Origin of the sequence: Chryseobacterium pennipullorum (assembly GCF_003384725.1) — a bacterium.
Lineage (GTDB): Bacteria > Bacteroidota > Bacteroidia > Flavobacteriales > Weeksellaceae > Chryseobacterium > Chryseobacterium pennipullorum.
This window is the reverse complement of the sequence record NZ_QNVV01000016.1, coordinates 1-22,314: the sequence shown is the minus strand read 5'-3', so window position 1 is coordinate 22,314 and position 22,314 is coordinate 1. Positions and strand designations below refer to the sequence as shown.

22 protein-coding genes are annotated in these 22,314 nt (G+C 38.4%); 14 read left to right on the top strand and 8 right to left on the bottom strand.

What is annotated here, in order from left to right; translation table 11 throughout:
* The first annotated feature begins 26 nt into the window (after positions 1–26).
* The 3 genes from DRF67_RS15835 (at position 27) to DRF67_RS15825 (ending at position 6,471) form a co-directional block, all read left to right on the top strand.
* Positions 27–1,706, top strand: coding sequence for an NADPH-dependent assimilatory sulfite reductase hemoprotein subunit (locus tag DRF67_RS15835; RefSeq protein ID WP_115929272.1), 1,680 nt, complete (start codon positions 27–29; stop codon positions 1,704–1,706).
* Between the two features lie 374 nt (positions 1,707–2,080).
* Positions 2,081–4,957: a TonB-dependent receptor gene (locus tag DRF67_RS15830; RefSeq protein WP_115929271.1), complete on the top strand. Its 2,877-nt coding sequence runs from the start codon at positions 2,081–2,083 to the stop codon at positions 4,955–4,957.
* Positions 4,958–4,962: 5 nt separating this feature from the next.
* Positions 4,963–6,471, top strand: coding sequence for a TSUP family transporter (locus DRF67_RS15825; RefSeq protein WP_115929270.1), 1,509 nt, complete (start codon positions 4,963–4,965; stop codon positions 6,469–6,471).
* A gap of 44 nt (positions 6,472–6,515) precedes the next feature.
* Here the strand turns inward: DRF67_RS15825 and DRF67_RS15820 are convergent, their stop codons facing one another.
* Complete coding sequence (locus tag DRF67_RS15820) at positions 6,516–7,001, bottom strand: DoxX family protein (protein ID WP_115929269.1); 486 nt, start codon at positions 6,999–7,001, stop codon at positions 6,516–6,518.
* 684 nt (positions 7,002–7,685) lie between these two features.
* Between DRF67_RS15820 and DRF67_RS15810 the strand changes: the two genes are divergently transcribed.
* The 3 genes from DRF67_RS15810 to DRF67_RS15800 all read left to right on the top strand — a co-directional run bounded on the left by DRF67_RS15810 (position 7,686) and on the right by DRF67_RS15800 (position 9,638).
* Complete coding sequence (locus tag DRF67_RS15810; protein ID WP_115929267.1) at positions 7,686–8,486, top strand: hypothetical protein; 801 nt, start codon at positions 7,686–7,688, stop codon at positions 8,484–8,486.
* 89 nt (positions 8,487–8,575) lie between these two features.
* Positions 8,576–9,130 (top strand): hypothetical protein, encoded by a 555-nt coding sequence (locus DRF67_RS15805; protein WP_115929266.1) that lies wholly within the window; start codon positions 8,576–8,578, stop codon positions 9,128–9,130.
* Positions 9,131–9,179: 49 nt separating this feature from the next.
* Positions 9,180–9,638, top strand: coding sequence for an NUDIX hydrolase (locus DRF67_RS15800; protein WP_115929360.1), 459 nt, complete (start codon positions 9,180–9,182; stop codon positions 9,636–9,638).
* Between the two features lie 170 nt (positions 9,639–9,808).
* Here DRF67_RS15800 and DRF67_RS15795 read toward each other — a convergent pair whose 3' ends face one another.
* Positions 9,809–10,306 (bottom strand): hypothetical protein, encoded by a 498-nt coding sequence (locus tag DRF67_RS15795; RefSeq protein ID WP_115929265.1) that lies wholly within the window; start codon positions 10,304–10,306, stop codon positions 9,809–9,811.
* Between the two features lie 162 nt (positions 10,307–10,468).
* On the opposite strand from DRF67_RS15795, the gene DRF67_RS15790 reads away from it, so the two are divergent.
* On the top strand, positions 10,469–10,972 hold the full coding sequence (locus DRF67_RS15790; RefSeq protein ID WP_115929359.1) for a GNAT family N-acetyltransferase: 504 nt from the start codon (positions 10,469–10,471) through the stop codon (positions 10,970–10,972).
* A gap of 25 nt (positions 10,973–10,997) precedes the next feature.
* Here DRF67_RS15790 and DRF67_RS15785 read toward each other — a convergent pair whose 3' ends face one another.
* Positions 10,998–12,086, bottom strand: a complete 1,089-nt coding sequence (locus tag DRF67_RS15785; RefSeq protein WP_115929358.1) for an alpha/beta fold hydrolase — start codon at positions 12,084–12,086, stop codon at positions 10,998–11,000.
* A gap of 130 nt (positions 12,087–12,216) precedes the next feature.
* Between DRF67_RS15785 and DRF67_RS15780 the strand changes: the two genes are divergently transcribed.
* From DRF67_RS15780 to DRF67_RS15770, 3 genes are all read left to right on the top strand, one after another.
* Positions 12,217–12,567: a hypothetical protein gene (locus DRF67_RS15780; protein WP_115929264.1), complete on the top strand. Its 351-nt coding sequence runs from the start codon at positions 12,217–12,219 to the stop codon at positions 12,565–12,567.
* A gap of 50 nt (positions 12,568–12,617) precedes the next feature.
* The gene (locus tag DRF67_RS21370) at positions 12,618–13,067 is read left to right on the top strand and encodes a hypothetical protein (RefSeq protein WP_123912765.1); all 450 of its coding nucleotides are present in this window, start codon (positions 12,618–12,620) and stop codon (positions 13,065–13,067) included.
* A gap of 155 nt (positions 13,068–13,222) precedes the next feature.
* Entirely contained in the window at positions 13,223–13,708 is a 486-nt protein-coding gene (locus DRF67_RS15770; RefSeq protein WP_115929262.1) for a hypothetical protein, read from the top strand.
* Positions 13,709–13,817: 109 nt separating this feature from the next.
* Here DRF67_RS15770 and DRF67_RS15765 read toward each other — a convergent pair whose 3' ends face one another.
* Positions 13,818–14,207, bottom strand: a complete 390-nt coding sequence (locus DRF67_RS15765; RefSeq protein WP_115929261.1) for a Fur family transcriptional regulator — start codon at positions 14,205–14,207, stop codon at positions 13,818–13,820.
* Positions 14,208–14,295: 88 nt separating this feature from the next.
* On the opposite strand from DRF67_RS15765, the gene DRF67_RS15760 reads away from it, so the two are divergent.
* The 3 genes from DRF67_RS15760 (at position 14,296) to DRF67_RS15750 (ending at position 17,309) form a co-directional block, all read left to right on the top strand.
* Positions 14,296–14,634: a MerC domain-containing protein gene (locus tag DRF67_RS15760; protein ID WP_115929260.1), complete on the top strand. Its 339-nt coding sequence runs from the start codon at positions 14,296–14,298 to the stop codon at positions 14,632–14,634.
* 3 nt (positions 14,635–14,637) lie between these two features.
* The gene (locus tag DRF67_RS15755) at positions 14,638–15,837 is read left to right on the top strand and encodes a GTP-binding protein (protein WP_115929259.1); all 1,200 of its coding nucleotides are present in this window, start codon (positions 14,638–14,640) and stop codon (positions 15,835–15,837) included.
* A gap of 77 nt (positions 15,838–15,914) precedes the next feature.
* Positions 15,915–17,309, top strand: a complete 1,395-nt coding sequence (locus DRF67_RS15750; protein WP_115929258.1) for an alkaline phosphatase — start codon at positions 15,915–15,917, stop codon at positions 17,307–17,309.
* Positions 17,310–17,428: 119 nt separating this feature from the next.
* Here DRF67_RS15750 and DRF67_RS15745 read toward each other — a convergent pair whose 3' ends face one another.
* The 3 genes from DRF67_RS15745 to DRF67_RS15735 form a co-directional block, all read right to left on the bottom strand.
* Positions 17,429–17,764, bottom strand: coding sequence for a helix-turn-helix domain-containing protein (locus tag DRF67_RS15745; RefSeq protein WP_115929257.1), 336 nt, complete (start codon positions 17,762–17,764; stop codon positions 17,429–17,431).
* A 9-nt stretch (positions 17,765–17,773) separates the two neighbouring features.
* Positions 17,774–18,208: a transposase gene (locus tag DRF67_RS15740; protein WP_115929256.1), complete on the bottom strand. Its 435-nt coding sequence runs from the start codon at positions 18,206–18,208 to the stop codon at positions 17,774–17,776.
* 305 nt (positions 18,209–18,513) lie between these two features.
* Positions 18,514–19,854 (bottom strand): tetratricopeptide repeat protein, encoded by a 1,341-nt coding sequence (locus tag DRF67_RS15735; protein WP_123912764.1) that lies wholly within the window; start codon positions 19,852–19,854, stop codon positions 18,514–18,516.
* Positions 19,855–20,340: 486 nt separating this feature from the next.
* Between DRF67_RS15735 and xth the strand changes: the two genes are divergently transcribed.
* Positions 20,341–21,129 (top strand): exodeoxyribonuclease III, encoded by a 789-nt coding sequence (gene xth / locus DRF67_RS15730; protein ID WP_115929254.1) that lies wholly within the window; start codon positions 20,341–20,343, stop codon positions 21,127–21,129.
* Positions 21,130–21,149: 20 nt separating this feature from the next.
* Here the strand turns inward: xth and DRF67_RS15725 are convergent, their stop codons facing one another.
* The gene (locus DRF67_RS15725; protein ID WP_115929357.1) at positions 21,150–21,935 is read right to left on the bottom strand and encodes a LexA family transcriptional regulator; all 786 of its coding nucleotides are present in this window, start codon (positions 21,933–21,935) and stop codon (positions 21,150–21,152) included.
* Positions 21,936–22,314: the final 379 nt, after the last annotated feature.

Sequence of the window (22,314 nt, the reverse complement as noted above, 5' to 3'; positions counted from 1 at the left end):
ATTAGCAAAAATTAAAGGAAAAAATTATGAGCAACGATAATAAAGATAATCTTTCACCGGTAGAAAGAATTAAAACCGGGAGCAACGGACTGAGAGGAACTTTAAAGGAAAGCCTTTCGGATGACTTTACAGGAGCCATCAGAGAAGATGACCAGACTCTGATTAAGTTTCACGGCATGTATCAGCAGGACGACAGGGACAGAAGAGAAGAACGTGTAGCCAAAAAACTGGAGTGGTTATATTCTTACATGATCCGTCTGAGACTACCCGGAGGTTTTTTAACTTCTGAACAATGGGTAGGACTGAATGAAACGGCTAAAGACCATTCTACAGGCACCATAAAAATAACAACCCGTCAGACGATTCAGCTGCATGGTATTTTAAAATCTCATTTAAAACCTACCATCCAAAGCTTTAATCTACAGCATCTTGATTCGATTGCCGCTTGTGGTGATGTGAACAGAAATGTAACCTGTACCGCCAATCCGTCAGAATCACCACTTCAACAGGAGGCTTATGAACTGGCAGGTAAAATAAGTGAAATGTGTCTCCCAAAAACCCAGTCGTATTATGATATCTGGATTGATGATGAGCTTATTGTAGACCGGAAAGCAGAAGAAGATCCGCTGTACCAGGACCGCTATCTTCCCAGAAAATTAAAAATAGGAATCGCTGTTCCTCCCAACAATGATGTGGATGTTTTCATCAACGATATTGCCCTGATTGCTATTATTGAAAATGGAAAGATTGCGGGATATAATATTGCTGCCGGTGGCGGATTAGGTGCAACTCACGGAAATGAAGCTACCTATGCCCGCCTTGCCTCTGTATTGGGATTTGTGGATACGGAAGAAAAAGTATTAAAAGCAGTCTATGAAATTATTACCGTACAGAGAGATTTTGGAAACAGAAGTGACAGAAAACTATCCAGACTAAAATATACCATAGATAAATTAGGAATTGATCAGTACAGAGCCGAAGTTGAGAAAAGAACCGGTTTCAGTTTCGAACCTGCCAGAGAGTTCAGGTTTGAACAGAGAAAAGACCGATACGGATGGATACAGAATCACGAAGGCAAATGGTTCTACACCTTATTTGTGGAGCATGGAAGAGTGCTTGATACAAAAGACTATCCTTTAAAATCAGGTTTATTAAAAATTGCTCAAACCGGAAAGGTCAACTTCAGATTTACCTGTAATCAGAATCTTATTCTCACAGATATCCATGAAGAAGATAAAGCTGAAATCGAAAATATCTTACAGGAACATGGAATTTCAGGGTATACGGATGGAGCAAGTGCGCTTCGTAAAAATTCTGTAGCCTGTGTGGCTTTAAATACCTGTTCTTTAGCATTAGCCGAAGCCCAGCGTTATTTACCGTCTCTGGTTACCAAAATAGAACCTGTCCTTGAGAAGTATGGCCTTTTACACGAAGATATCACCATCCGTATGACTGGTTGTCCTAACGGTTGTGGAAGATCACCCAATGCGGAAATCGGATTTGTGGGAACTGCTTATGGAAAATACAATCTTCATATCGGTGGAGATCGGCTGGGCATGCGTCTGAATACAAAATTTAAAGAAAATATAGGGGAAGACGAAATTCTTACCACATTGGATGAATTGTTCGGAATCTATGTAGAGCAGAGGCTTGCAGAAGAAACATTTGGTGATTTTTCTTACCGATATTTACAAACATTAAATTGAATATATGGCTACTTTTCAATATAATCTGAAAAAAAACAAAAACAATCAACCCCTTCTTTCAGGCGAACGAATGTGTATGTGTTGTTGATTTTCAATAATAACAATCATACAGGCTGTTTGAATTCTAATTAAACCACAAAAGTCACAAAAGCTTTTAAACACTTAAGTATTTTTTTAAGTGACAAGCTATGCACCGATAAAGTACACTTTAGTAAGATGAAAATCTACGATTTTCATCTTATGTGAACTTTTATACTGCAGCATTTTAAGCTTCTTAAGTGAACTAAAGTGTTTAAAATAATAACTTTTGTGTCTTTTGCGGTTTAAAAATTAAAGTTCAAACAGTTTCATTCTCAACCTAAAAAGAAGAAAAAATGAAAAACAAAAAACAAGGGAACATCCTGCCTAAAGCAGGGATTATTGCATTTACCTTTCTATTTTTTAACCTTGCCGAAGCCCAGCAACAACTCATTGAACTAAGCGGAAATATCAAAAATACAGGAACACGTAAGGGTCTTGACTCAGTAAAAGTTCAAATCGAAAATACCGAAGATACTGCGTTCACAGACCAGCTTGGCCAGTTTAAGATAAGGACCCGGGTGACCATTCCTTTTCGCCTGGTAATCATTAAAGATGGCTTTACGGCTCAAACCGTTGAAGTGCTTTCTCCTTCCAATAAAATAAGTGTCGGCCTTCATCCACAGAATACCATTATCGATGCGGTCGTTATTTCAGCATCCCGGGTTCCCGAAAAAATATTACGGTCTCCTATCGCGATCGAAAAAATTGATATCAAAGCAATCCGGGAAAGTCCGGCAGCTTCCTTCTATGAAACCCTGGAAAACGTAAAAGGATTACAGCTTTTAACGTCCAGCCTTACCTTGAAAATTCCCAACTCAAGGGGATTCAACTCGCCTAATAATTTCCGGTTTATGCAGCTGGTAGATGGGGTAGATGTACAATCTGCAACATTAGGTGTACCTCTGGGAAATGCCATTGGCCCTACAGAACTCGACATCCAGTCTATGGAAGTTACTCCCGGTGCTGCTTCTGCATTGTATGGAATGAATGCCATCAACGGACTGGCAAGCCTTCAGACCAAAGATCCGTTTACCTCAGAAGGAGTAAGCGTTTATTTCCGGGGTGGCGTGAATCATGTGGACAACGTCAATCACAAAATAAGTTCTCTCGGAGAAAGTGCCATCCGCTTGGCAAAAGTAATTCATAAAAACTGGGCGGTGAAGATCAACGCTTCTTATTTCACCGGTACAGACTGGCTTTCCAATAACCAAACAGACCAGAATCCCGGTTCCTTAGTTACGGGTAATCCTAATTTCCCGCTGATCCGGAACCCAGCTGAAGATCTTTGGAACAAATACGGAGATGAAAGAAATAACAGAGTAGCGGTAAAAGTAGATTATAATGGAAAACCAACCACATTCAACGTATCCAGGACAGGATATCTGGAAAAAGATCTGGTAAGTCCTGAAGTTAAAAATATTAAGTTTGATGCTGGATTGTATTACCGTTTTGGAGATCAGTGGAGAGCGTCTTACGTTTATCGCTACGGCTCGCTGGACGGAACTTTTCAGAGAGGAAATAAGATCAGATTACAGAACGCCATCGTTCAGAATCACAAAGTGGAACTGACAGGCAAGGAACTTACTTTCAGGGCTTATGTATCTGTAGAAAATACCGGGGATTCTTATAACCTTAAACCTTTGGCGGACAATCTGGATCTCAGCAATCTTTCAAATGCAAACTGGAAAAATATATTCCAGACTTCTTTGCAGAATAATATCAATGCAGGAGTAAACCTTAATGAGGCCTTCGTTCTTGCCAGAATGGAGGCTGATAAAAACAGAGTTACGCCCGGGACAGCTGCTTTTGAACAATTAAAAAATACCATCATCGGAATTAATAACTGGGATTCTGCCAATGCCGGAATTGCTGGAGCTCCCGCAACGGGAGGCGCAAAGCTGGAACAAAGCTCCAGATTTTATCAGGGGGAACTCACTTATGATCTCACCAGATTTGTTAAAGTTTTTAATCTTCTTGCCGGGATAGATTACCGCTTATACAGCATCACTCCGGATGGAAATAATTTTGTTGATTTCAACAGACCGGTAGTGGAAAGGAATGTCCGTTTAGCTGACGGAACTTTTGGAAAAGATGTGATCTATCAGAAATATGGAGCTTTTGCACAGATTACCAAGATATTTTTTAATGATCGGTTAAAACTGAATGCCGCTTTACGAATTGACAGGAATCCGGAATTTGAAGCCAAGCTGAATCCGAGGATCAGCATCGTGTATTCGCCCGTTAACCACCACAACTTCAGGGCTTCTTTCCAAAACGGATACCGGTTCCCTTCGCTTTTCGAAGCCCTTTCTTTCGTCAATAACGGTAATGTAAGAAGGGTGGGAGGACTTACAAAAGTGAATGAGGGACTGGGCTACCTGGAAAACTCTTACACCCTTGCTTCTATCGACAGGTTCACTGCAGCGGTTAATGCTGATGTAGATGCCGGGAAAACACAGGCACAGGCAGCTCAGGATCATCAACCGCTTTTAACTGTTGCCAGCCTTCAAAAGCTACAGCCTGAAAAAATCAATTCATTTGAAATAGGATACAAATCGGTATTCTTCAATAATAAACTGGTCCTGGATTGGGATTTCTATTACAATATTTATGAAGGATTTCTCGGACAGGTGGAAGTGGCAGTCCCTAAAAACAGCGAGGTAGGAAGCAATGCAGCCGTTCTTGCTATGCTGGACAGAAGTAAACAGGATCGTTACAGGGTGTATACCAACAGCAACAGTACTTATAAAAGCTACGGAACTTCATTGGGAATCCGTTATAATGTAACCGGAAATTATAATATCAACACCAACGTTTCTTATAATGATCTGGCTTCCAATACCAACTCTGATCTTTTTATTACTGCTTTCAACACGCCTAAATGGATGCTTAATGTCAGCGTAGGAAACAGAGAGGTTGTCAAAAACATAGGGTTTACCCTTGTTGCAAGATGGCAGAGCCGTTTTATGTGGGAAAGTCCTTTAGCTTCAGGAGAAATTCCGGCTTATTATACCATCGATGCCCAGGCTACCTGGAAGATTCCCCAAATTAATGCAAATGTAAAAATTGGCGCCACCAATTTACTGAACCGTCGTTATTTCCAGTATGCAGCCGGCCCTGAGATTGGAGGTTTATATTATCTCGCTTTTACGTATGACTTAAAACTGTAATCAAGATGAGTAATTCATTATATCCCATATTCTTAAAACTTGAAACTTTGTCACTGCTTATTATTGGTGGTGGCAGGGTTTCTCTTGAAAAATTAGAATCAGTACTCGGAAATTCACCGGAAACGCCTATAAAACTGGTTGCTAAAGAAATTATTCCTGAGGTAAGAAGTTTACAAAATCAGTATCCTAATATTATCCTGCATGAAAGATCTTACGAAGACCACGATTTTAATGATGCTGATCTTGCCATTATAGCCGTTAATGATTTAGTATTGGCTAGTCAAATCCGCGATCATGCTCATCAGAAGAGTGTTCTTGTTAATATTGCGGACAAGCCCGAACTCTGTGATTTTTATCTGGGTTCCATTGTAAAAAAGGGAAACCTTAAAATCGCTATTTCAACCAACGGAAAGTCTCCCACCATTGCCAAAAGGTTAAGAGAAACCTTTACAGAAATTATTCCTGATGAAATGGAGGTTGTCCTGGATAATATGCAGAACATCCGCAATCAGCTGAAAGAGGATTTCAATTATAAAGTAAAAGAACTCAACAAAATCACCACCGAATACCTTTCCGATGGGAAAAAGAATGATATGGAGATTGAAAAACTGATCAGCATTACCAAAATCGCTCAGAGAAGAGCCAACATCTATCTGGCAATTATAGGAGTTCTGCTTTTATTCGGGATATTGGGGCTTGTGGTATATCAGTTTGATCTTTCCGGTGATATTCAGGCTTTTTTAAACAAAGACGGTCATATTTTTTACTGGATGTTATTTGCCGGTTTTATGGCAGAAATTGTAGCAGGATCTATGGGAATGGGCTACGGCGTCATCTGTACGACGATTCTTTTATTGTTGAACGTTCCACCACCAGTAGTCAGTGCCAGCATCCATTCCGCGGAATCATTTACAACTGCTGCGGGAAGTTTCAGTCATTATAAATTGGGAAATGTCAATAAAAAAATGGTTTTGGTCTTATTCCCGTTAGCGATTGTAGGATCCATTATCGGAGCATTGACTCTTTCTCATTATGGAGAACATTATGCCCATATTGTAAAACCTATTATTGCCTGTTATACTTTGTACCTGGGAGTGAATATTCTGAGAAATGCTTTTAAAACAAAAAAATCAAGTCAGGGAAAGCCAAAACGCAGAACTAATTTAAGAATATTGGGATTGGTAGGAGGTTTTATTGATTCTTTTGCCGGTGGCGGCTGGGGACCATTGGTTACCGGAACTTTAATCAAAGAAGGCAGAATTCCCCGTTATGTGGTTGGAAGCTCTACGGTGGCTAAGTTTTTACTTACCATAACAAGTGCCATCACCTTTATTTTCACAATTGGTATTCACCACTGGAATATCGTTTTGGGCTTATTATTGGGAGGCGTTATCACCGCGCCATTCTCTGCCATGCTGACATCAAAGCTACCTACCAAAAAGATGTTTGTCGTCGTAGGAATGGTGGTCATTGCCATGAGTCTGGTCACGATTATTAAATCTTTAGTTCACTAAAAAAGCTCTCTTCCGAGAGCTTTTATTATGTATTCACATCTGTATCAAGAATTTTTCTTTCGTAAAGAATCAATTCCAAATCCGGTGCATCCCTGAAACAGAAATAACGTTAAAAACATCAGATATAATGTCTGAGGCAGATAGAGGAAATAGCTGAGCCATGTAAATGGATCCATTTCGTAAACGCCTGTTTCAGCTTGAATAGGAATAAGCTCCTTAGGTATTGAATTCAAATCGTGGGTGAATAAAGCCACCAGAATAATGCAAATTAAAAACACAGAACTTATTCTTGTCCAGAAACCTATCATTAAAAATAAACCGAATACACATTCACAAAACGCTGTGAAATTGGCTGTAAATTGTGGAAAAGGAAAGCCTATATTCGTGATGGTATTCAACATATATCCCTGAAAAATGGGATGAAAGAGTTTATTAAATCCTGCAATAAAGAAGAAAAGCCCAATTAAAATTCTGCACAGGATATAAATTTTGGTGGTGTTTTTTTCGAAGTTTGATCGTATGTTTTTCATTGTTAAATTCTTTTTTGATTACATCATCGCGGTCACAGGGCAACACCATGAGACTCAGTAAATCATGTAATTCTGAATGATATAATTATTGTATTATCGGGGAAAATTTAATAGGTAAGACCACCTGTAATTGTATCTTACAAACTTTGTTAAATTTTAGGCGGAATCCAGATAGAATTAAAAAATGAAGAGTAGGGTGGATCATTATACAAAAAGAATCTACCACTGACTTCTTTCCCTATAAATTTTTCAAATCCAAAAGATGGAAAAGATACTGTAAAAAAAGGGGAAGAATTTGAACAGTAATTGCTATTGCACTTTATCGGGGTTTTATTGTTTTCTTGGAGACTCATCTTGTTGCATTCATGCTCAGAATCCGTCTTAAAAAGATGAAAGGCACTTGAAATTGTTGTAAACAATCTATTGTAATCTGCCTTATAAATCGATAAGTGGAACAGCATTAAAAACAGCCCTGCCATTTTTATACAATGCAATAAATCAATGTGTTTATATGTGATTTTTCTTTCCACCGAAACAAATATAGTAAAATATTTATAGCTGATTTTTCCATTCTGGCTGGTTTACATGGATAAAATAGCTGAAACTGACTATTGAAATTCCCCTTTCTATTCAATAGCTTTGTAAAAAAGAACAATCATTCGATACTGAAAGAAGCAGCAAAGTATGAAAAAGAAATTATTTTTGATCGCATTATCCCTTTCAGGGTATACCGTATCAGCACAGGAAGCAGATAATTCTTTACAAGGGTATTATAAGGCTAGTAATGATAAAACGTTTTATGATACTTTTAATTTTGATGGAAACGGAAAAGTTTTAATATCCAACATGGATTATGGAGATTATTTTACCAGAAATGACAGTCTCATTATTTATCCCGATAAAAGTATATTTATTTTTAAAATAAAAAAAGGAAAACTAATCGGAATTTCAGACTGGGTAGAAAAAGGAGTTTGGGTTCCTAAAAAAGACAGTTCGGAAATGAATAACAGGCATAATCCTGTCGCTGCTAAAAAGAAAGCTCAGCTTTTAGCAGAATACTATGATAAAACAAAAAGTTCTTCCGGATCGGGTTTTGATTTTGATGCATTATTATCCGGAAAAACTTCAGGAGTTAATGAAGATCTTTGCAATAAGGGATTGGCAAAAGCATGCATGAACCTTTTCGGGTTAAAAATGATGCAATATACTCCAGGACTGCTGACAGATCCGACAAAAATTCCTTCAAAAAAGATAAAGCCCCATCCGGAATTAATTTCGCTGTCCAAGAAGATTATTGATTTGGGAGAACCGGAAGGATATACTGTTTTAGGAAGCTATTACTATACATTAGGATTGAAGGAAAAAGCTTTTAAGACATGGGAAACCGGAGAAAAAAACGGAAGCCTGAAGTCCGCCAGTACAAAAGCTTTAATTGAATTTCAGGAAGGAATAGAGACAGAAATTGAACAAAGAAAGGAGCATTAAATCAATCTATAAACAGTATGCATTTAAATAAAATATACTTTTCATTATTGTCTTTTACGCTAATCATAGGTTGTAAACCTGAAAAAAAGATGAGTTCAGAAAATATACATCAAGATCAAGATACCATAACTACCAATACCAGTACAGGTATTGCAAAAGATGCCGACACTCTGAAGCAAATCACGAAACTTCCCGTAATTGATACTACCGCAGTATTGCATGCTTTTAAAAATGCTACAGCAACAAAACAATTTGGCGAAGATGTGAATTACAACATACAGGATGAGCTTTCAGGATCTATTTTTGACTCAGAACGTCCTATCCTTATTGGAGATTTGAACGGAGATCATTTAGACGATGCGATCATGCCTTTTACAATTGAAGGACGTGACGGGGGAAATAACTGGGATGCCCATTATGCTGTTTTTATCAATAAAGGTGGCCAGCTCAAATATCAGTATTCTTTCAACAGGGGAGCCGATCTGGCTGAGACACAGACTTTTTTTAAAACCATAGAAAATGGAGTCGTAAAAGGAGTGGTAGAACCCGGATTTCATTATTCTGATGGTGAAAGTATACCGGTTAGTTTTATATACAAAAATAACAAACTTTCAGAAGTTCCTGCATCATCAAAAACTAAATAAGAGAGTTTTGGAAACCTATTAATAATCGAAAAATCCAACCATGAAGTCTATGAAAACAAGTGCCGGAATTTTATTATTTAAAAAAGAAAATAATGGATTTCATTACTTTCTCGTACATCCGGGTGGTCCGTTTTGGAAAAATAAAGATATGGGCGCATGGTCTATTCCAAAAGGAGAAATACTGCCTGGTGAAGATCCATTGTCGCGGGCATTAATAGAATTTGAAGAAGAGACAGGAAAAGCAATGACAGGCGATTTTATAGAATTAACCCCCATTAAACAAAAAGGAGGGAAAACCGTCTATGCCTGGGCAATAGAAGGTGATATCGAAACGTCAGACCTTTGCAGCAATACCTTATCGCTAGAGTGGCCGCCTAAATCCGGTAAAATAATAGAAATTCCTGAAGTTGACCGTTGGGAATGGTTTGTTTCCGAAGAGGCACAGTCCAGGATCAATACGGCACAAGCTGCATTAATCATCAATCTGGAAGAAATATTGAAAATTTAGCCAATGAATTATTTACATTCAATGTGAACGGACTAAAGTCCATTCCTATTGAACGGTGCCTTCACAAACAAAACTGATATTTCTGCGAACATTCTATATAGATTTGTTTCTTGCATATTGATTCCGCAGCAGGATGACATATATTATTTACTCATCTATGTCCTTATTATTCAGGGTTTTATTTTTATTCCGATTAATCTCAAAGCGTGAGCAGTTAAGAAAATATCATCAAAAGCAGTGAGCGATTCTACATCAATAAATCCTGCAGGCAACAGGTCATTTTTATTGAAAGAGAATTCTATCACAGGATGATATGAGGCCACGATCCTTACTTTTGAATATCCGTTATAATCTACTCTGAAGCCTTCAAACATTACTTTTTCTTCCGCCTTCTGATAGTTACCATATTCCGCAAAACCAGCGGCACTCATTCTTTTTCCGTCATTGTGCTCCAGCGACTTCCATGAAGTGTAATTTTTAGGTTCTTTCAATACATTCCCCAGCTCATCTACCGGTACAAACATTCCCAGCGTGAGGGGTTGTTTCAAAAAATTCGCGTAGTTCTTCATCAAACTTAATATTTGAAGATCGGCATATCCTTCGTTAGAATAATATTCAATAACGAAAGTGGTCATGGGAATCAGCTTATGGGAAGCATCAGTCGGCATAATGGGTCTTTAAATTCTTTTAGGGGGATAAAAATAATATTTTTATTTTCTTTCCCCAACGAAACGCATTGAATTGGATGGTATTTATACCCATTCTGAATAACAATGAGCATACCATGGAGAATCATTTTTTCGGTATTTTTGAAGAAGAATAATGAATTAATGATAGCGAATACCTTTCTACAGGATATTGATGAAGTTTTCAATCTCTATAAAACGGCTTCTGATTTTAAGAAAACCGTATCTGGTGTACAATGGCCGGATTTTGACCGCAACATGATAGAAACTGAAATTAAAGAAAACCGGCACTGGAAAATTATGGTGGACGGACATATTGCCTGTGTCTGGAGTATCACATTTGACGATCTTCCGGTGTGGGGAGACCGAAATACCGATTCCGCCATATACATCCACAGGATCGCCACCAATCCAAACTTTCGCGGACAAAAGTTTGTAGAGCAGATCGCAGGATGGGCGAAACAGTTTGCTGCAGAAAATAATAAAAGGTATGTACGAATGGATACAACAGCCGGTAATCCAAGGCTCACCGGTTACTATGTACAATGTGGATTTTCTCACCTTGGATCAAAAAAAATGGGTAATGCGGAGGGACTTCCATCACATTATCATAAAGCGACGATGGAGCTTTTCCAACTGGAAGCTTAGAAAAATTCATTATCAGAGCCTTCTGTTACCGGCAGACAGGCTTCACTTCATTCAATAAGGTAACCAGCATTTTTCCCGGCTCTTCCATAGGAATCAGATGAGCAGAGTTTTCGAACCAGATCCCCTTTTTTGCAGGAGCTTTTACCTGCTGTAGCCATTGGGCCGTAGGTTCTGAAGGAGTTGTATAATCATGTCTTCCCATGAACATAAAAACCGGTATGGGGAATGTTTTAACATTTTTAAAGTCAGTATCAAGAAATTCAGGAAGTACTTTCGAGAGGGTAAAAAGACTTCCTTTTCCAATAGATTCCGCGTCGCTGTAACTGTATTCCGGCGAAAGCAATGGAGCCTGGAAAAAATACCGGGAATTGTCTCTGAAAGCCGAGAGGCCACCATAATACTGGGGCCATTTCCGGGCAATAATAATCCGTTGCCGGGTAATGGGTTTATTTCCGGGATAAGGCGCTATCGACATCAGCTCCTTCAAGGCGGTTTCATTTTTAAGTCTGGTCGCTTCTTTCACTGCAAATTCAACACTTAGTCTTTCATTATCTTTGGTATTGATGATTTGTCCTATTCCCACATAAGCGTAGAAAAGATCTGGCCGCTTCAATGCTGCTTTCATGGAAATAATGGTTCCCCAGCTATGTCCCATGAGAATCACCTTTTTCTTTTTATACTTTTCCCGGATCTGCTCAGCCATTTGAATGGCATCATTGACATACTGTTCAATATAGATCGTATTCTTTAGGGACACGGTATCATTTGCATTATAAGTTTTGCCAGCAGCTCTCTGATCGTAGTTGACCACCGTAAAATATTCTTCTATTGGACGTTGAAACATCCACATCACAGGAGAAAGCGGAGAAGCGGGACCACCGTGCACAAACAATATGACCGGGTTTTCCTTATCCTGTCCCCGTACAAATACCCATTGTTTTGTACCTCCGATGTCTGCTTTATATCTTTCCTGAATTCCGTTGGGATTCACAATAGAATCAAGGTCTTTGATAATTGCCCTGGCTTCAGCATACGCATCTATTTGTTTAGCTTCCTGTCCGAATACAGCAATGGAAAGTAATAGTATAATAATGCATGCAATTTTATTTTTCATTTTTATCATCCGCAGATTTTTAGACCAAATTAAAAAATATAATGTTACGAATACAACAAAAAGATTCTTCATTATTCGAGCATTGTAACCCGGAATTTTATTACATTTAAAAAAAGATAAAATATAAACGATGAGGGGTCAGGATTTTTTAGATTTACTGGCGGAAGATACACAAATGATGGGAAAAAAATTGGCGGAAAGGGTGGCAGATCAACTGCAGAGGGGAAACCTTTTAGGCTTCCATCACCGTGATTATTGTGGAATGGCAATGGGTATGAACGCTGAGCAACATTTTCTATACGGAGAATTTTACGATGGGACAGACTTTTCGGTGCCGCAGATCTTTAAAAGCAAAGATGCATTTGTTGCGTGGCTGGCCTCACAGTCCACCGCTTCTCTGGCCCGGTTGGATGCTGAAGATTTCTATAAGGGAAACCAGGTTATAACAAGAGAGCGTTTACTGGAATTTGTAATGGGCTGATGATCTGCCTGACAGCATAAAGAAAGTATTCCTATTATATATTTTATATCATGAAAAAGTCAGATAGTCATAGTGCTGAAAGCATCAGAAAAATGTACCCGAATACGTCTACCCATTTACTTTGGATAGGCTTATTGCTTTGTCTCACCTCATGTAAGCCGGATCCAGCCAAAACCCAATCCTCTCCAAAGCCCACAACTCTTTGCTGGAAGGATTTGCGTTACGGCGAACTTCCTCCGATGGGCGCCTATGATGCAATAGACAGCCTGGTCAAAAGATGGAACCTGTGCTATGAACGCATTGAAACCGGATGCGAAGTTACGGACAGCATAGAAAATCTTAAAAAACAATATGAATCTGCCAACACCATCTATTTTAAAAGTCTTGAGAAAAAGCTTGGCAGGAACTGGAAACAGCAATTTGACCAAGAGCTGCAGACACTGGACAGTATGAACTGGATGAAGATCAAACATGAAATTGACTCCTTAAACACGCCATAGACAAAGCAATATAAAAAAATAAAGATTGAATGCGTTTACTATTTCTAATCCCGAAATAATATGCTGTTTTTTTATTAGAAAATTAATCTCAATACTGTTCCTGAGCCATTTAATATAAAAGGAGTATCTTTACGTACACCAAAAAAAATAGTAATATGTCTTTCATCACACCAGAAGGAGCCAGGAAAGCTCAATTAGATTTGTCCGAAAGAACTACCGTTGCCAATGCACTTCTTTCAGGCGCAGAGAATATTTCAAAATACAACACCGGAGTTTGTCATGATGTCGTAGCGTATACCCTGTATATGAACGGCGCCAGTATCAGTCCCAATGAACTTGCAGAATCAGCAGGACAGAAATGGCTGACAAAATTAGATTATTTAAGCGGAGATAAGTGGGATGGCTATTCTATTATTCCGAAAGGTAAGGCCATAGGGTTTTACAGACTGATCGATAAAACTTTTTTTCATTCTGCCATCACTACAGGAGATATTAATTATATCCGGTCTGTAAATGGATTTAAATTAGGATCAGCATGGAACGAAGCTGTGGATATGAAATGGATTTTAGGGAAGAAGAACCCTGACGGCAGCTTCAATTATGATGGGACCAAAATAGAGGTTTATATCTCTCCTTTATAACGTATTAACGTATTTGAAACTAAAAATAAAAACGCCTTAAAAATAATTTTTCAAGGCGTTTTTTTATGCTTTATGATTACAGGTATAAAACCAATATTCAATAGGTGAATCAGGCTTCTGTACATTTCGGACAGATACCGCTGATGATAAAATTATACTCCTGAGCAATAAAATGATCCGGTAGGCTGATTTCCGGAATCGCATTTTCAATGCATGTTACAGAGTGGCATTGCTTACAGTTGAAGTGGACATGATTGTGGAAATGCTGCTCATGGGTGCATTTTCCACTGCACTTGGCAAAATTAACCACCCCGTCCACATTGACTATCTTATGAATAGCCCCTTCATTTTCAAGCCTTTCCAATACCCTGTAAATCGTCACTCGATTGCATAAATCACCTAATTTTTTCTGAATATCAGAATGGGTAAGGGCTATATCTGAGTCATTGATAAGGTTGAGAATTTCTGTTTTCGCGTGGGTATTTCTGATTTGTTTCATTTTTTAATGCAACAAAGTTGCGTTATTTGGGTTTTTATTTTTACTTTTGCAACAAAGTTACAATAAGAAATTTAAATCCCATACATTTATGAAATCAAAAATCCTCGATGCTGTAGGCATATCTGCTGCTATTTTATGTCTGATTCATTGTATCGTTTTTCCATTATTGCTGATTATTCCCTTGGGAATATCCCATAATCCCTATATAGATCTGGCATTTCTCCTTATTGGCGTTATCGTAGTTTTCAGGGTTACACAAAAAATGTCCGGCGGCTGGTTAAAAGCATTATTTTGGGTTTCTATTGCTCTGATTTTCGTTTCTGTGATGGCAGATCTGATCTTTGAAACGCATTGGCCACTTATCTATATAGGAGCAGCAGGTCTGATTACAGGACATATCATCAATTATAAAAACCATAAACATTAATTTATGAAGAAACTGCCCGTGACTGTTCTCAGTGGTTTTCTGGGAGCAGGAAAAACTACGCTGCTGAACCATATTCTGCATAATAAACAAGGTTTGAAAGCAGCTGTCATTGTAAACGATATGAGCGAAGTAAATATTGATGCCCGCCTTGTTGAAAACCAGAACAGTCTGTCAAGAACAGAAGAAAAACTGGTAGAAATGAGCAATGGCTGTATCTGCTGCACCTTACGGGAAGATCTGATGGTGGAAGTGGAGCGCCTTGCCCATGAAAACCGTTTTGATTACCTGATTATCGAAAGTACCGGAATCAGCGAACCTGTTCCCGTAGCTCAGACTTTTACATATGTGGATGAACAAAGTGGGATTGATCTGTCCCGTTTCAGCTATATTGATACCATGGTAACGGTAGTGGACTGTTATAACTTTATGAAAGATTTTGGTTCTGCTGAGCTGTTGGCTGATCGTGATCTCACGGACATGGAAGGGGATTTCCGGACGATTGTCAATCTTCTTACGTATCAGATTGAATTTGCCAATGTAATTATCCTCAACAAAACAGATCTTATTGACGGTGAATCCCTCGGCTTTTTGACGGCAGCTATAAAAAAGCTCAATCCTGAAGCGGTGATCCTCCATTCCGAATTTGGGAAAATTGATCCCAAAATGATTTTGAATACAAAGCTTTTTGATTTCGACACTGCGGAGTCTTCTGCAGGCTGGCAAAAAGAATTGATGTCCGGCCACCATACTCCTGAAACCGAGGAGTATGGAATCAGTTCCCTGGTTTTCCGGGATGCAAAGCCTTTTCATCCTATGAGATTATGGGATTACCTCCATCATCATTATCCGGAAGGAATGATCAGGGCCAAAGGGTTATTCTGGTTGGCATCCAGACCGGATGACGCGCTGAACTTCTCCCAGGCAGGCGGTTCGTTCCGTCTTGAAAAAGCAGGGGTATGGTGGATCAGTATGCCTATGAATATTCGTGTTCAGTATAATTCCTTTGCAGAAAACCAGGAGTTGATTGAAAGCAGATGGGATAAAAACTGGGGCGACAGGATCAATGAACTCGTCTTTATCGGACAGCATGTAGACAAAACCCAGGTCATCAATGACCTTCAGCATTGTCTCATTACGGAAACGGAGAAGGAAATGTTTGACCAAAAAATGCAATTTGAAGACCCGTTCCCAAAGAATATTTAAAATTAACCATTTGTTAATGCAACAAAGTATCAATAAAAGATAAATACACTACCTTTAGCATCATTTTTTAATCGTATATGGACAGACGTAAATTTCTAAAAGGATCAGCCTTATTTTCAGGCTTATTCACTTTATCGCCTTCTGATTTGTGGAGCTCGCAACGGAGTACTCAACCGCCGCATATGGGAAAAGCAAAGAATATCATCTTCATGGTCAGCGACGGAATGAGCCTTGGAACCCTTTCCATGGCAGATCTGTATTCCAGAAATATTCTTGGAAAAGGAAGTCACTGGATGAATCTGTATCATGAGAAAAAAGTTTCACGTGCGCTGATGGATACTGCCTCCGCCAGTTCCATTGTAACAGATTCAGCCGCGGCAAGTTCGGCTTTCGGAGGCGGTATACGGGTGAAAAACGGGGTGTTGAATATCGGAGCGAATGGAGAAAAGCATCTTCCTATTTGGCAAAAATTTAAAAAAGCCGGGAAGAAGGCAGGCTGCGTTACCACCGTAACCATTACCCATGCTACTCCGGCAGGTTTCTGTATCAATTCTGAAAGGAGAAATGCAGAACCTCAGATTGCAGAAATGTATGCCGACCTGAAGCTGGATGTCCTGATGGGGGGCGGTGACGAATTTTTCAATCCGGAAAATAGGAAAGATAAAAAAGATGTTTATTCCGTTTACCGCAAAAAAGGATACCGGATCATGAAAGAACGTGCAGATCTTAAAACTGCGAAAAATGGAGAAAAAACATTGGGAATTTTCAGTACAGGAGCCCTTCCTTACAGCATAGACCGGGCGAATCTTACTGATTTTAAAAATACACCTACCTTGTCCGAAATGACGCAATCTGCTATTGATCAGATGAAAAACCATCCTGATGGTTTTGTGCTTCAGGTAGAAGGGGGGAAGGTAGACTGGGCTGCCCACGCCAACGACATTGCTGCTCTCATCCACGATCAGCTGGCATTTGATGAAGCCGTAAAAACGGCAGTGGATTTTGCAGAAAAAGATGGAAACACACTGGTCATTATCACGACTGATCATGGCAATGCGAATCCTGGAACGATCTATGGCACTGATGCTACACAACAGTTCAACAGCATTTCAGAATATAAATACGCCAATGAGTATATTTTAAATACGATTCACAAAAACTATTCGGTAAAACAGGTAAAGGACTGGATCTATGAAAGCAACAAGCTGATTCTGAATGATGATGAAGCCAGGCATCTGTTGAGCTTTTATAACGGACTTGAAAAAGAAGAAGGCCTTTATAACTATAAGAAACTTCCGTTCAAACTGTATTCTGACATGCAGAAAAGCAGAAATTCTGTAGGATGGATCAGTATGGACCATTCGGGGGATTATGTGGAGGTTGCTGCCTATGGCCCCGGAAGCGAGCTTTTGCAGCCGTTCATCAAGAACACAGATCTGCATGATGTAATGCTGAAAGCGGCACAGATATAATAAAAATATTTTCTTCGTACATATTTTACATTTTTTAACAGTTTTTTTTAAAACAGGATGATACTATTCATCCTGTTTTATGCAATATGACGACCTGCTTCCTGTTGATTTTTTAGATTTTATCCTAACAGCCCCGAGCAACGCATTTTCTTCCATCGGGCAATGGTATTTCTGCTCAGATGAAAGTGGTTAGCCAATTCAGAATTATTTAATCCATGCATTCTCTGGAAATCCAATATTTCTATGATCGAAGCGTTGTCGTAAGATTTGTATTTTTGACTCTCTTTTTTTATGCCCCCAATCAAAAGCTTATTGATTTTGATGACTTCCATTATAGAAAGCTCTTTTTTAGACAGAAGCGGTTCACATACCTGTTTCTTATCCGGATAATGGGCATTGATCATATCGGTATAGATCTTTTTATAATCAGGTTTTTTTAAAGTACTATTACTCATCCCTTTTTATTATGGGTTATATTTTTCAATCCATTTATACAAAGTTGTTTTGGGGATCTTATATTCATCAATAATCTGTTGTTTTGTTTTTGCCCGGGTATGGATAAGCTCCAGCATAAAGCTAATGATCTCCTTTGTATATACATTCTTTCTAAATTTCGGTAAACTGGATACGTAGTCTTCATTTTGCTTGTAAAGCCCCTGTTTTTGTTGGGGTGCATAAAGGACCAGATGTTGAGAGTAGATTCTGAAAAAATCATATTCCAGCAATTTACTCCATTTGAGGAGGATGTCAGCCGGCAGATGCTCCTGCTTATACATCTGTTTCAGTTCATTTTCTTCACATTTCATAAAATTGCTTATCCGTTCCAATTCTATGCTTGTTTCGTTGACGCGGTTTTCAATCAGATTGCCAATGTGAATGTTTTTAAAGTCAGTTTTCATTTAGTAAATCTATTATTTCAGTAGTTTTTTTAAGGGAGAATTTCTGTATCTAAGTTGAGAGGTTCGGAAGTTATACTTTTGCTTTTCTTTCAGGATCATTAGTCTGAACAAGAAAACCGACTTTCTGTAATCGTGTAATTTGTTCATTATTCTGAGACAAAACTACCATTAAGGAAAAATAAATACCAAAAATTCAGATACTCTGTTTCTACTCACATGTGAAAACAGAGAGGTAATCACCTGAAAATCAAATAAAAGCTACAAGCAAGAAAACTGCCGGTTTTAACGCTATAGAATTTACTTTTTTAGACATTCATTAAAAACTTATTGAGATCAACTGAAGAACAGAGGTTGAGTTTTTTACGAATACGATATTTTCTGTTTTCAACAGTTCTTATGGAAGAATAGGTATAGCCAGCCATTTCTTTGGCGGAAAGATTCATATGCATCATGGCACAGCATTTTAGATCTTCAGTGGTAAGCTCACTGCTTAGCTTATCCAATGTTTCAAAAAATGCAGGATAAACCTTTTTATATTTGTTTAAAAAAAGCGGATGATTTTCTGTAGCACTGGACAACAGATCTGCGAGAACATCTTTCCTGAGTTCACCCTCAAGCTGTTTGTTTTTTTGTTGTTCACGGTTGAGCAATACCTCTTTTTCAAGAAAGACATTCTTTAATTTTTGTGTTTTTTTATAATGTTTTAAGAACAGAAACAGGATAAAAAGTAAAATGAATAGGGCACCTGCGCAGGCCATAACATAATTATTTTTTTCCTGTTCGTGGCTTTTCTTCAGCTCTTTTTCCATGGCTCTTAGTACTGCTTGCTGCTGATGGATATTCAATACGTCCAAAGTATCCCGAAGTCGTATTGAATTTTCATCAGAAAGCTGGTAGTTTTTGATGTTATCAGTTGCCTTATAAGATTTTTTTAATTGGTTGTAGATCTGTAACAGCAAACGTTTATCCTTTACGATCATTGCAGATTTTAATGCATTCATCTGACGCGATATCGCACTGTCATATTTCTGCTGTTTAAAGTAGAGTTCTCCAAAAGCCATATGAAGATGTGCATTTTGAAAATTATCCCTGGGATCTGATAAGGCAGCAGCCTTTTTGAAATAAGCCTCTGCCTGTACATAGTTTTCAGATTCCAGACTCATCTTTCCTTTAGCAAAATAGGCACTGCGCAATCTGGTTTTGTTCCCGGACAGCCGGGCTTCACGCAGACATGAATCTGAATAGTCATCTTCTTTTTGAGAATCATTTCCATGAAAAGCAATTTGAATTCCCATTGCAGATAACAGAGCTCTGTTATTGTGATCTCCCACAGGCAGCATTTGCAATGCATCTTCCAGCTGATCAATAGCACGGTCGGTTAATCCTTTTCTCGAAAACTCTAAAGCCAGTAATCCTTTAGTCTTAGCTTTAACATATATAATATTGTATTTCTCGGCTTCTTCAATAGCCCTTTCAGCATTCGCTACAGAGCTGTCAGTTTTATTATTAAAATAAAAACAGCGAGCTTTATAATAAAGACAGTCAGCTGCAATATCGTGGTAATTTTCACTGATTGCATTTTGCCGTAGTTCTTCAAACTTATTTAAATAGGTATTGGGATCATTTCTGTATTCTTCAGCGTACATATCCAGTTCCTTTTTATAGTTTAACCTGATATTATCGCGGCTTTTATACTGTGCTTTTATATGGAATAAGGAAAAAAGAGAAAAAAGGAGTGTTACCTTAAGAATATTATACATTTTGGCTTCATTAATTTAAATTCAAACATCTCATTGCCAACTTTAAAATTGATCATACAAAGTTATATAAATATATAATAAAAGTAGAGTTATGATTTTTTGAAGAAAATGATTTGTTTTGTAATGTGTTGATTAATAAAATTTTATAGGTATGTTAATTCTCTGTAACGTACAAACTAATGCCGGGTAGAGATATTATATTAGAGATCAGAAGAGGCATATGAACTGAGGGCTGCTCCATGAAAAACCATTGATCAGAGATTACATATATTTCAAGCTTGTTATGCCAAGACGCTGTAAGTGAGGATAGAAGTGTGGAATAATTATTGCCACCATCTTAATAGCTGTCATCCTATAATAATCTATTCTTTTATGAAAATAGCAACCTATAATGTCAACGGTATAAACGGGAGGCTACCTGTACTCTTACAATGGCTCAAAGAATCGTCACCGGATATTGTCTGCCTCCAGGAACTGAAAGCTCCACAGGAACGTTTTCCTATAAGAGAAATTAACGCGGCCGGCTACGAAGCCATATGGAAAGGGCAGAAAAGCTGGAACGGTGTAGCAATCCTAGCCAAAAATATGGAGATTACTGAAGTGCAAAACTCGCTCCCTGGCGATCCCGAAGACCTCCAGAGTCGCTATATTGAAGCGATTATAGGAAAAATCGTCATCTGCTGTCTGTATCTTCCCAATGGAAATCCCTATCCGGGACCCAAGTTTGATTATAAACTTTCATGGATCAAACGATTTAAAAAGCGAACCCAGCAATTTATCAAAATGGAATTGCCGGCAATTCTTATCGGCGATTTCAATATCATTCCTGGTCCTTTGGATGTTCACAAACCGGAGCGATGGGAGAATGATGCCCTGTACAGAACAGAGGTTAGAAAAGCATATGGGGAATTACAGAAAAAAGGTTGGCTGGATTCTATCCGGTCGCTGTATCCGGACGAAAAAATCTATACATTCTGGGATTATCTTTACAAAGCCTATGACCGTGATGCAGGCATAAGGCTTGATCATATCTTATTGAGCCCTTATATAAGTTCGCGTTTGCAATCCGGTGGAGTAGACAAGCATGTTCGTGGGTGGGAAAAAAGCAGTGATCATGCCCCCGTATGGATTGAGCTGGAAACTGAGGATCAGCCTGTATAGCTGATCCTGTGTCTATATGATTAGGATTTTTTTCGGCGCACCGATACCTTTTTGTCCAGCTCCCGGATGTCCTGTCTCAGCTCGCGGAACATTTCTTTAAAGTTATAGCTTTCATAATCTCCCGGCTCAAAGTCTTCCGGGAAAATTCCCGATGCATACTGCCAGATCTCTACCACCTCTTCAAACGGAATGTCATAAGGTTCATAGAATGAATTATCCGCACTTACACAGATGGTATTTTCTTTCGTTTCTTTAAAACGCTTGTAGGTGATCCCGTCATTTAAGGTCACAAAAACGTATGTTTTCCCTGGTTTCAGTTCACTGATTCCTTCTACATATTTACCTACGATATAGGAGCCGTTCTTAAATGGCGGCATAGAATCCCCATCTGCAGGAAAAGCCCTGTATTTCCCATTGGTAAGGAACGGCAGCGCAATGCGCTGAAGACTTTCAATATAGTCTACATCACTATATCCCTCAAGGTATCCCATGGAGGCCTTCTGAGGGATAATTTCAATCGTGTCATTTCCCAGATCGTCTACCGCTACAGGAAGCACAATCCTGTTATCAGGCAGTTTCATCATGTCATCCATAGGATGTTTCTCTATATCTACAGACAACATCAGATCAATACTAACGTGGAAATATTTGGAAATTTTCACCAACAATTCGATAGGGGGTTCAGAGACTCCGTTTTCATATTTGGAATACCGTACACGGGAGATCATCAGTTCATCCGCTACGTTCTGTTGGGAGAGCTTTCTTCTGGCTCTTAAAAAGCGTATATTATTTGAAAAAATTGACATTGATAAAAGTATGACTGCAAAAATACAAAATTTGATTCCGTTACCAATGATGATAACCGGGTTTTCCAGCAAGAAACAGAAGAGAACATAGTTTTTGCCTGTTTTTTTGATAAACTCAGAAAGCGGAGGATGGTTCCGGGACTTCACACGTATGCATTATCCTAGGTAGGACCGCTTTTTTTAACTTTTAAGGAATAACCATAAAAAAACACTTTTTTCTCTGAAATTATTAACTCTAAATTTTTGGAATTGAGTTATTTTTTTTAACGTTTAGTAAATCAATTAGATAAAATAAAAAACGAAATATTTATAAAATAACATTTATATTAACGAATTATTAAATTATAAAAATATTATATTATTTTATTCAAAAAAATAT

Bases quoted from the DNA above. Each gene is read 5' to 3' on its own strand.
- DRF67_RS15830 (WP_115929271.1), top strand. From the start codon at position 2,081: ATGAAAAACAAAAAACAAGGGAACATCCTGCCTAAAGCAGGGATTATT.
- DRF67_RS15805 (WP_115929266.1), top strand. From the start codon at position 8,576: ATGAGTTCAGAAAATATACATCAAGATCAAGATACCATAACTACCAAT.
- DRF67_RS15795 (WP_115929265.1), bottom strand. From the start codon at position 10,306: ATGCCGACTGATGCTTCCCATAAGCTGATTCCCATGACCACTTTCGTT.
- DRF67_RS15810 (WP_115929267.1), top strand. From the start codon at position 7,686: ATGAAAAAGAAATTATTTTTGATCGCATTATCCCTTTCAGGGTATACC.
- DRF67_RS15765 (WP_115929261.1), bottom strand. From the start codon at position 14,207: ATGAAACAAATCAGAAATACCCACGCGAAAACAGAAATTCTCAACCTT.
- DRF67_RS15755 (WP_115929259.1), top strand. From the start codon at position 14,638: ATGAAGAAACTGCCCGTGACTGTTCTCAGTGGTTTTCTGGGAGCAGGA.
- DRF67_RS21370 (WP_123912765.1), top strand. From the start codon at position 12,618: ATGAAAAAGTCAGATAGTCATAGTGCTGAAAGCATCAGAAAAATGTAC.
- DRF67_RS15820 (WP_115929269.1), bottom strand. From the start codon at position 7,001: ATGAAAAACATACGATCAAACTTCGAAAAAAACACCACCAAAATTTAT.
- DRF67_RS15785 (WP_115929358.1), bottom strand. From the start codon at position 12,086: ATGAAAAATAAAATTGCATGCATTATTATACTATTACTTTCCATTGCT.
- DRF67_RS15770 (WP_115929262.1), top strand. From the start codon at position 13,223: ATGTCTTTCATCACACCAGAAGGAGCCAGGAAAGCTCAATTAGATTTG.
- DRF67_RS15780 (WP_115929264.1), top strand. From the start codon at position 12,217: ATGAGGGGTCAGGATTTTTTAGATTTACTGGCGGAAGATACACAAATG.
- DRF67_RS15760 (WP_115929260.1), top strand. From the start codon at position 14,296: ATGAAATCAAAAATCCTCGATGCTGTAGGCATATCTGCTGCTATTTTA.
- DRF67_RS15825 (WP_115929270.1), top strand. From the start codon at position 4,963: ATGAGTAATTCATTATATCCCATATTCTTAAAACTTGAAACTTTGTCA.
- DRF67_RS15750 (WP_115929258.1), top strand. From the start codon at position 15,915: ATGGACAGACGTAAATTTCTAAAAGGATCAGCCTTATTTTCAGGCTTA.
- DRF67_RS15740 (WP_115929256.1), bottom strand. From the start codon at position 18,208: ATGAAAACTGACTTTAAAAACATTCACATTGGCAATCTGATTGAAAAC.
- DRF67_RS15835 (WP_115929272.1), top strand. From the start codon at position 27: ATGAGCAACGATAATAAAGATAATCTTTCACCGGTAGAAAGAATTAAA.
- DRF67_RS15735 (WP_123912764.1), bottom strand. From the start codon at position 19,854: ATGTACGCTGAAGAATACAGAAATGATCCCAATACCTATTTAAATAAG.
- DRF67_RS15745 (WP_115929257.1), bottom strand. From the start codon at position 17,764: ATGAGTAATAGTACTTTAAAAAAACCTGATTATAAAAAGATCTATACC.
- xth (WP_115929254.1), top strand. From the start codon at position 20,341: ATGAAAATAGCAACCTATAATGTCAACGGTATAAACGGGAGGCTACCT.
- DRF67_RS15790 (WP_115929359.1), top strand. From the start codon at position 10,469: ATGATAGCGAATACCTTTCTACAGGATATTGATGAAGTTTTCAATCTC.
- DRF67_RS15725 (WP_115929357.1), bottom strand. From the start codon at position 21,935: ATGTCAATTTTTTCAAATAATATACGCTTTTTAAGAGCCAGAAGAAAG.
- DRF67_RS15800 (WP_115929360.1), top strand. From the start codon at position 9,180: ATGAAAACAAGTGCCGGAATTTTATTATTTAAAAAAGAAAATAATGGA.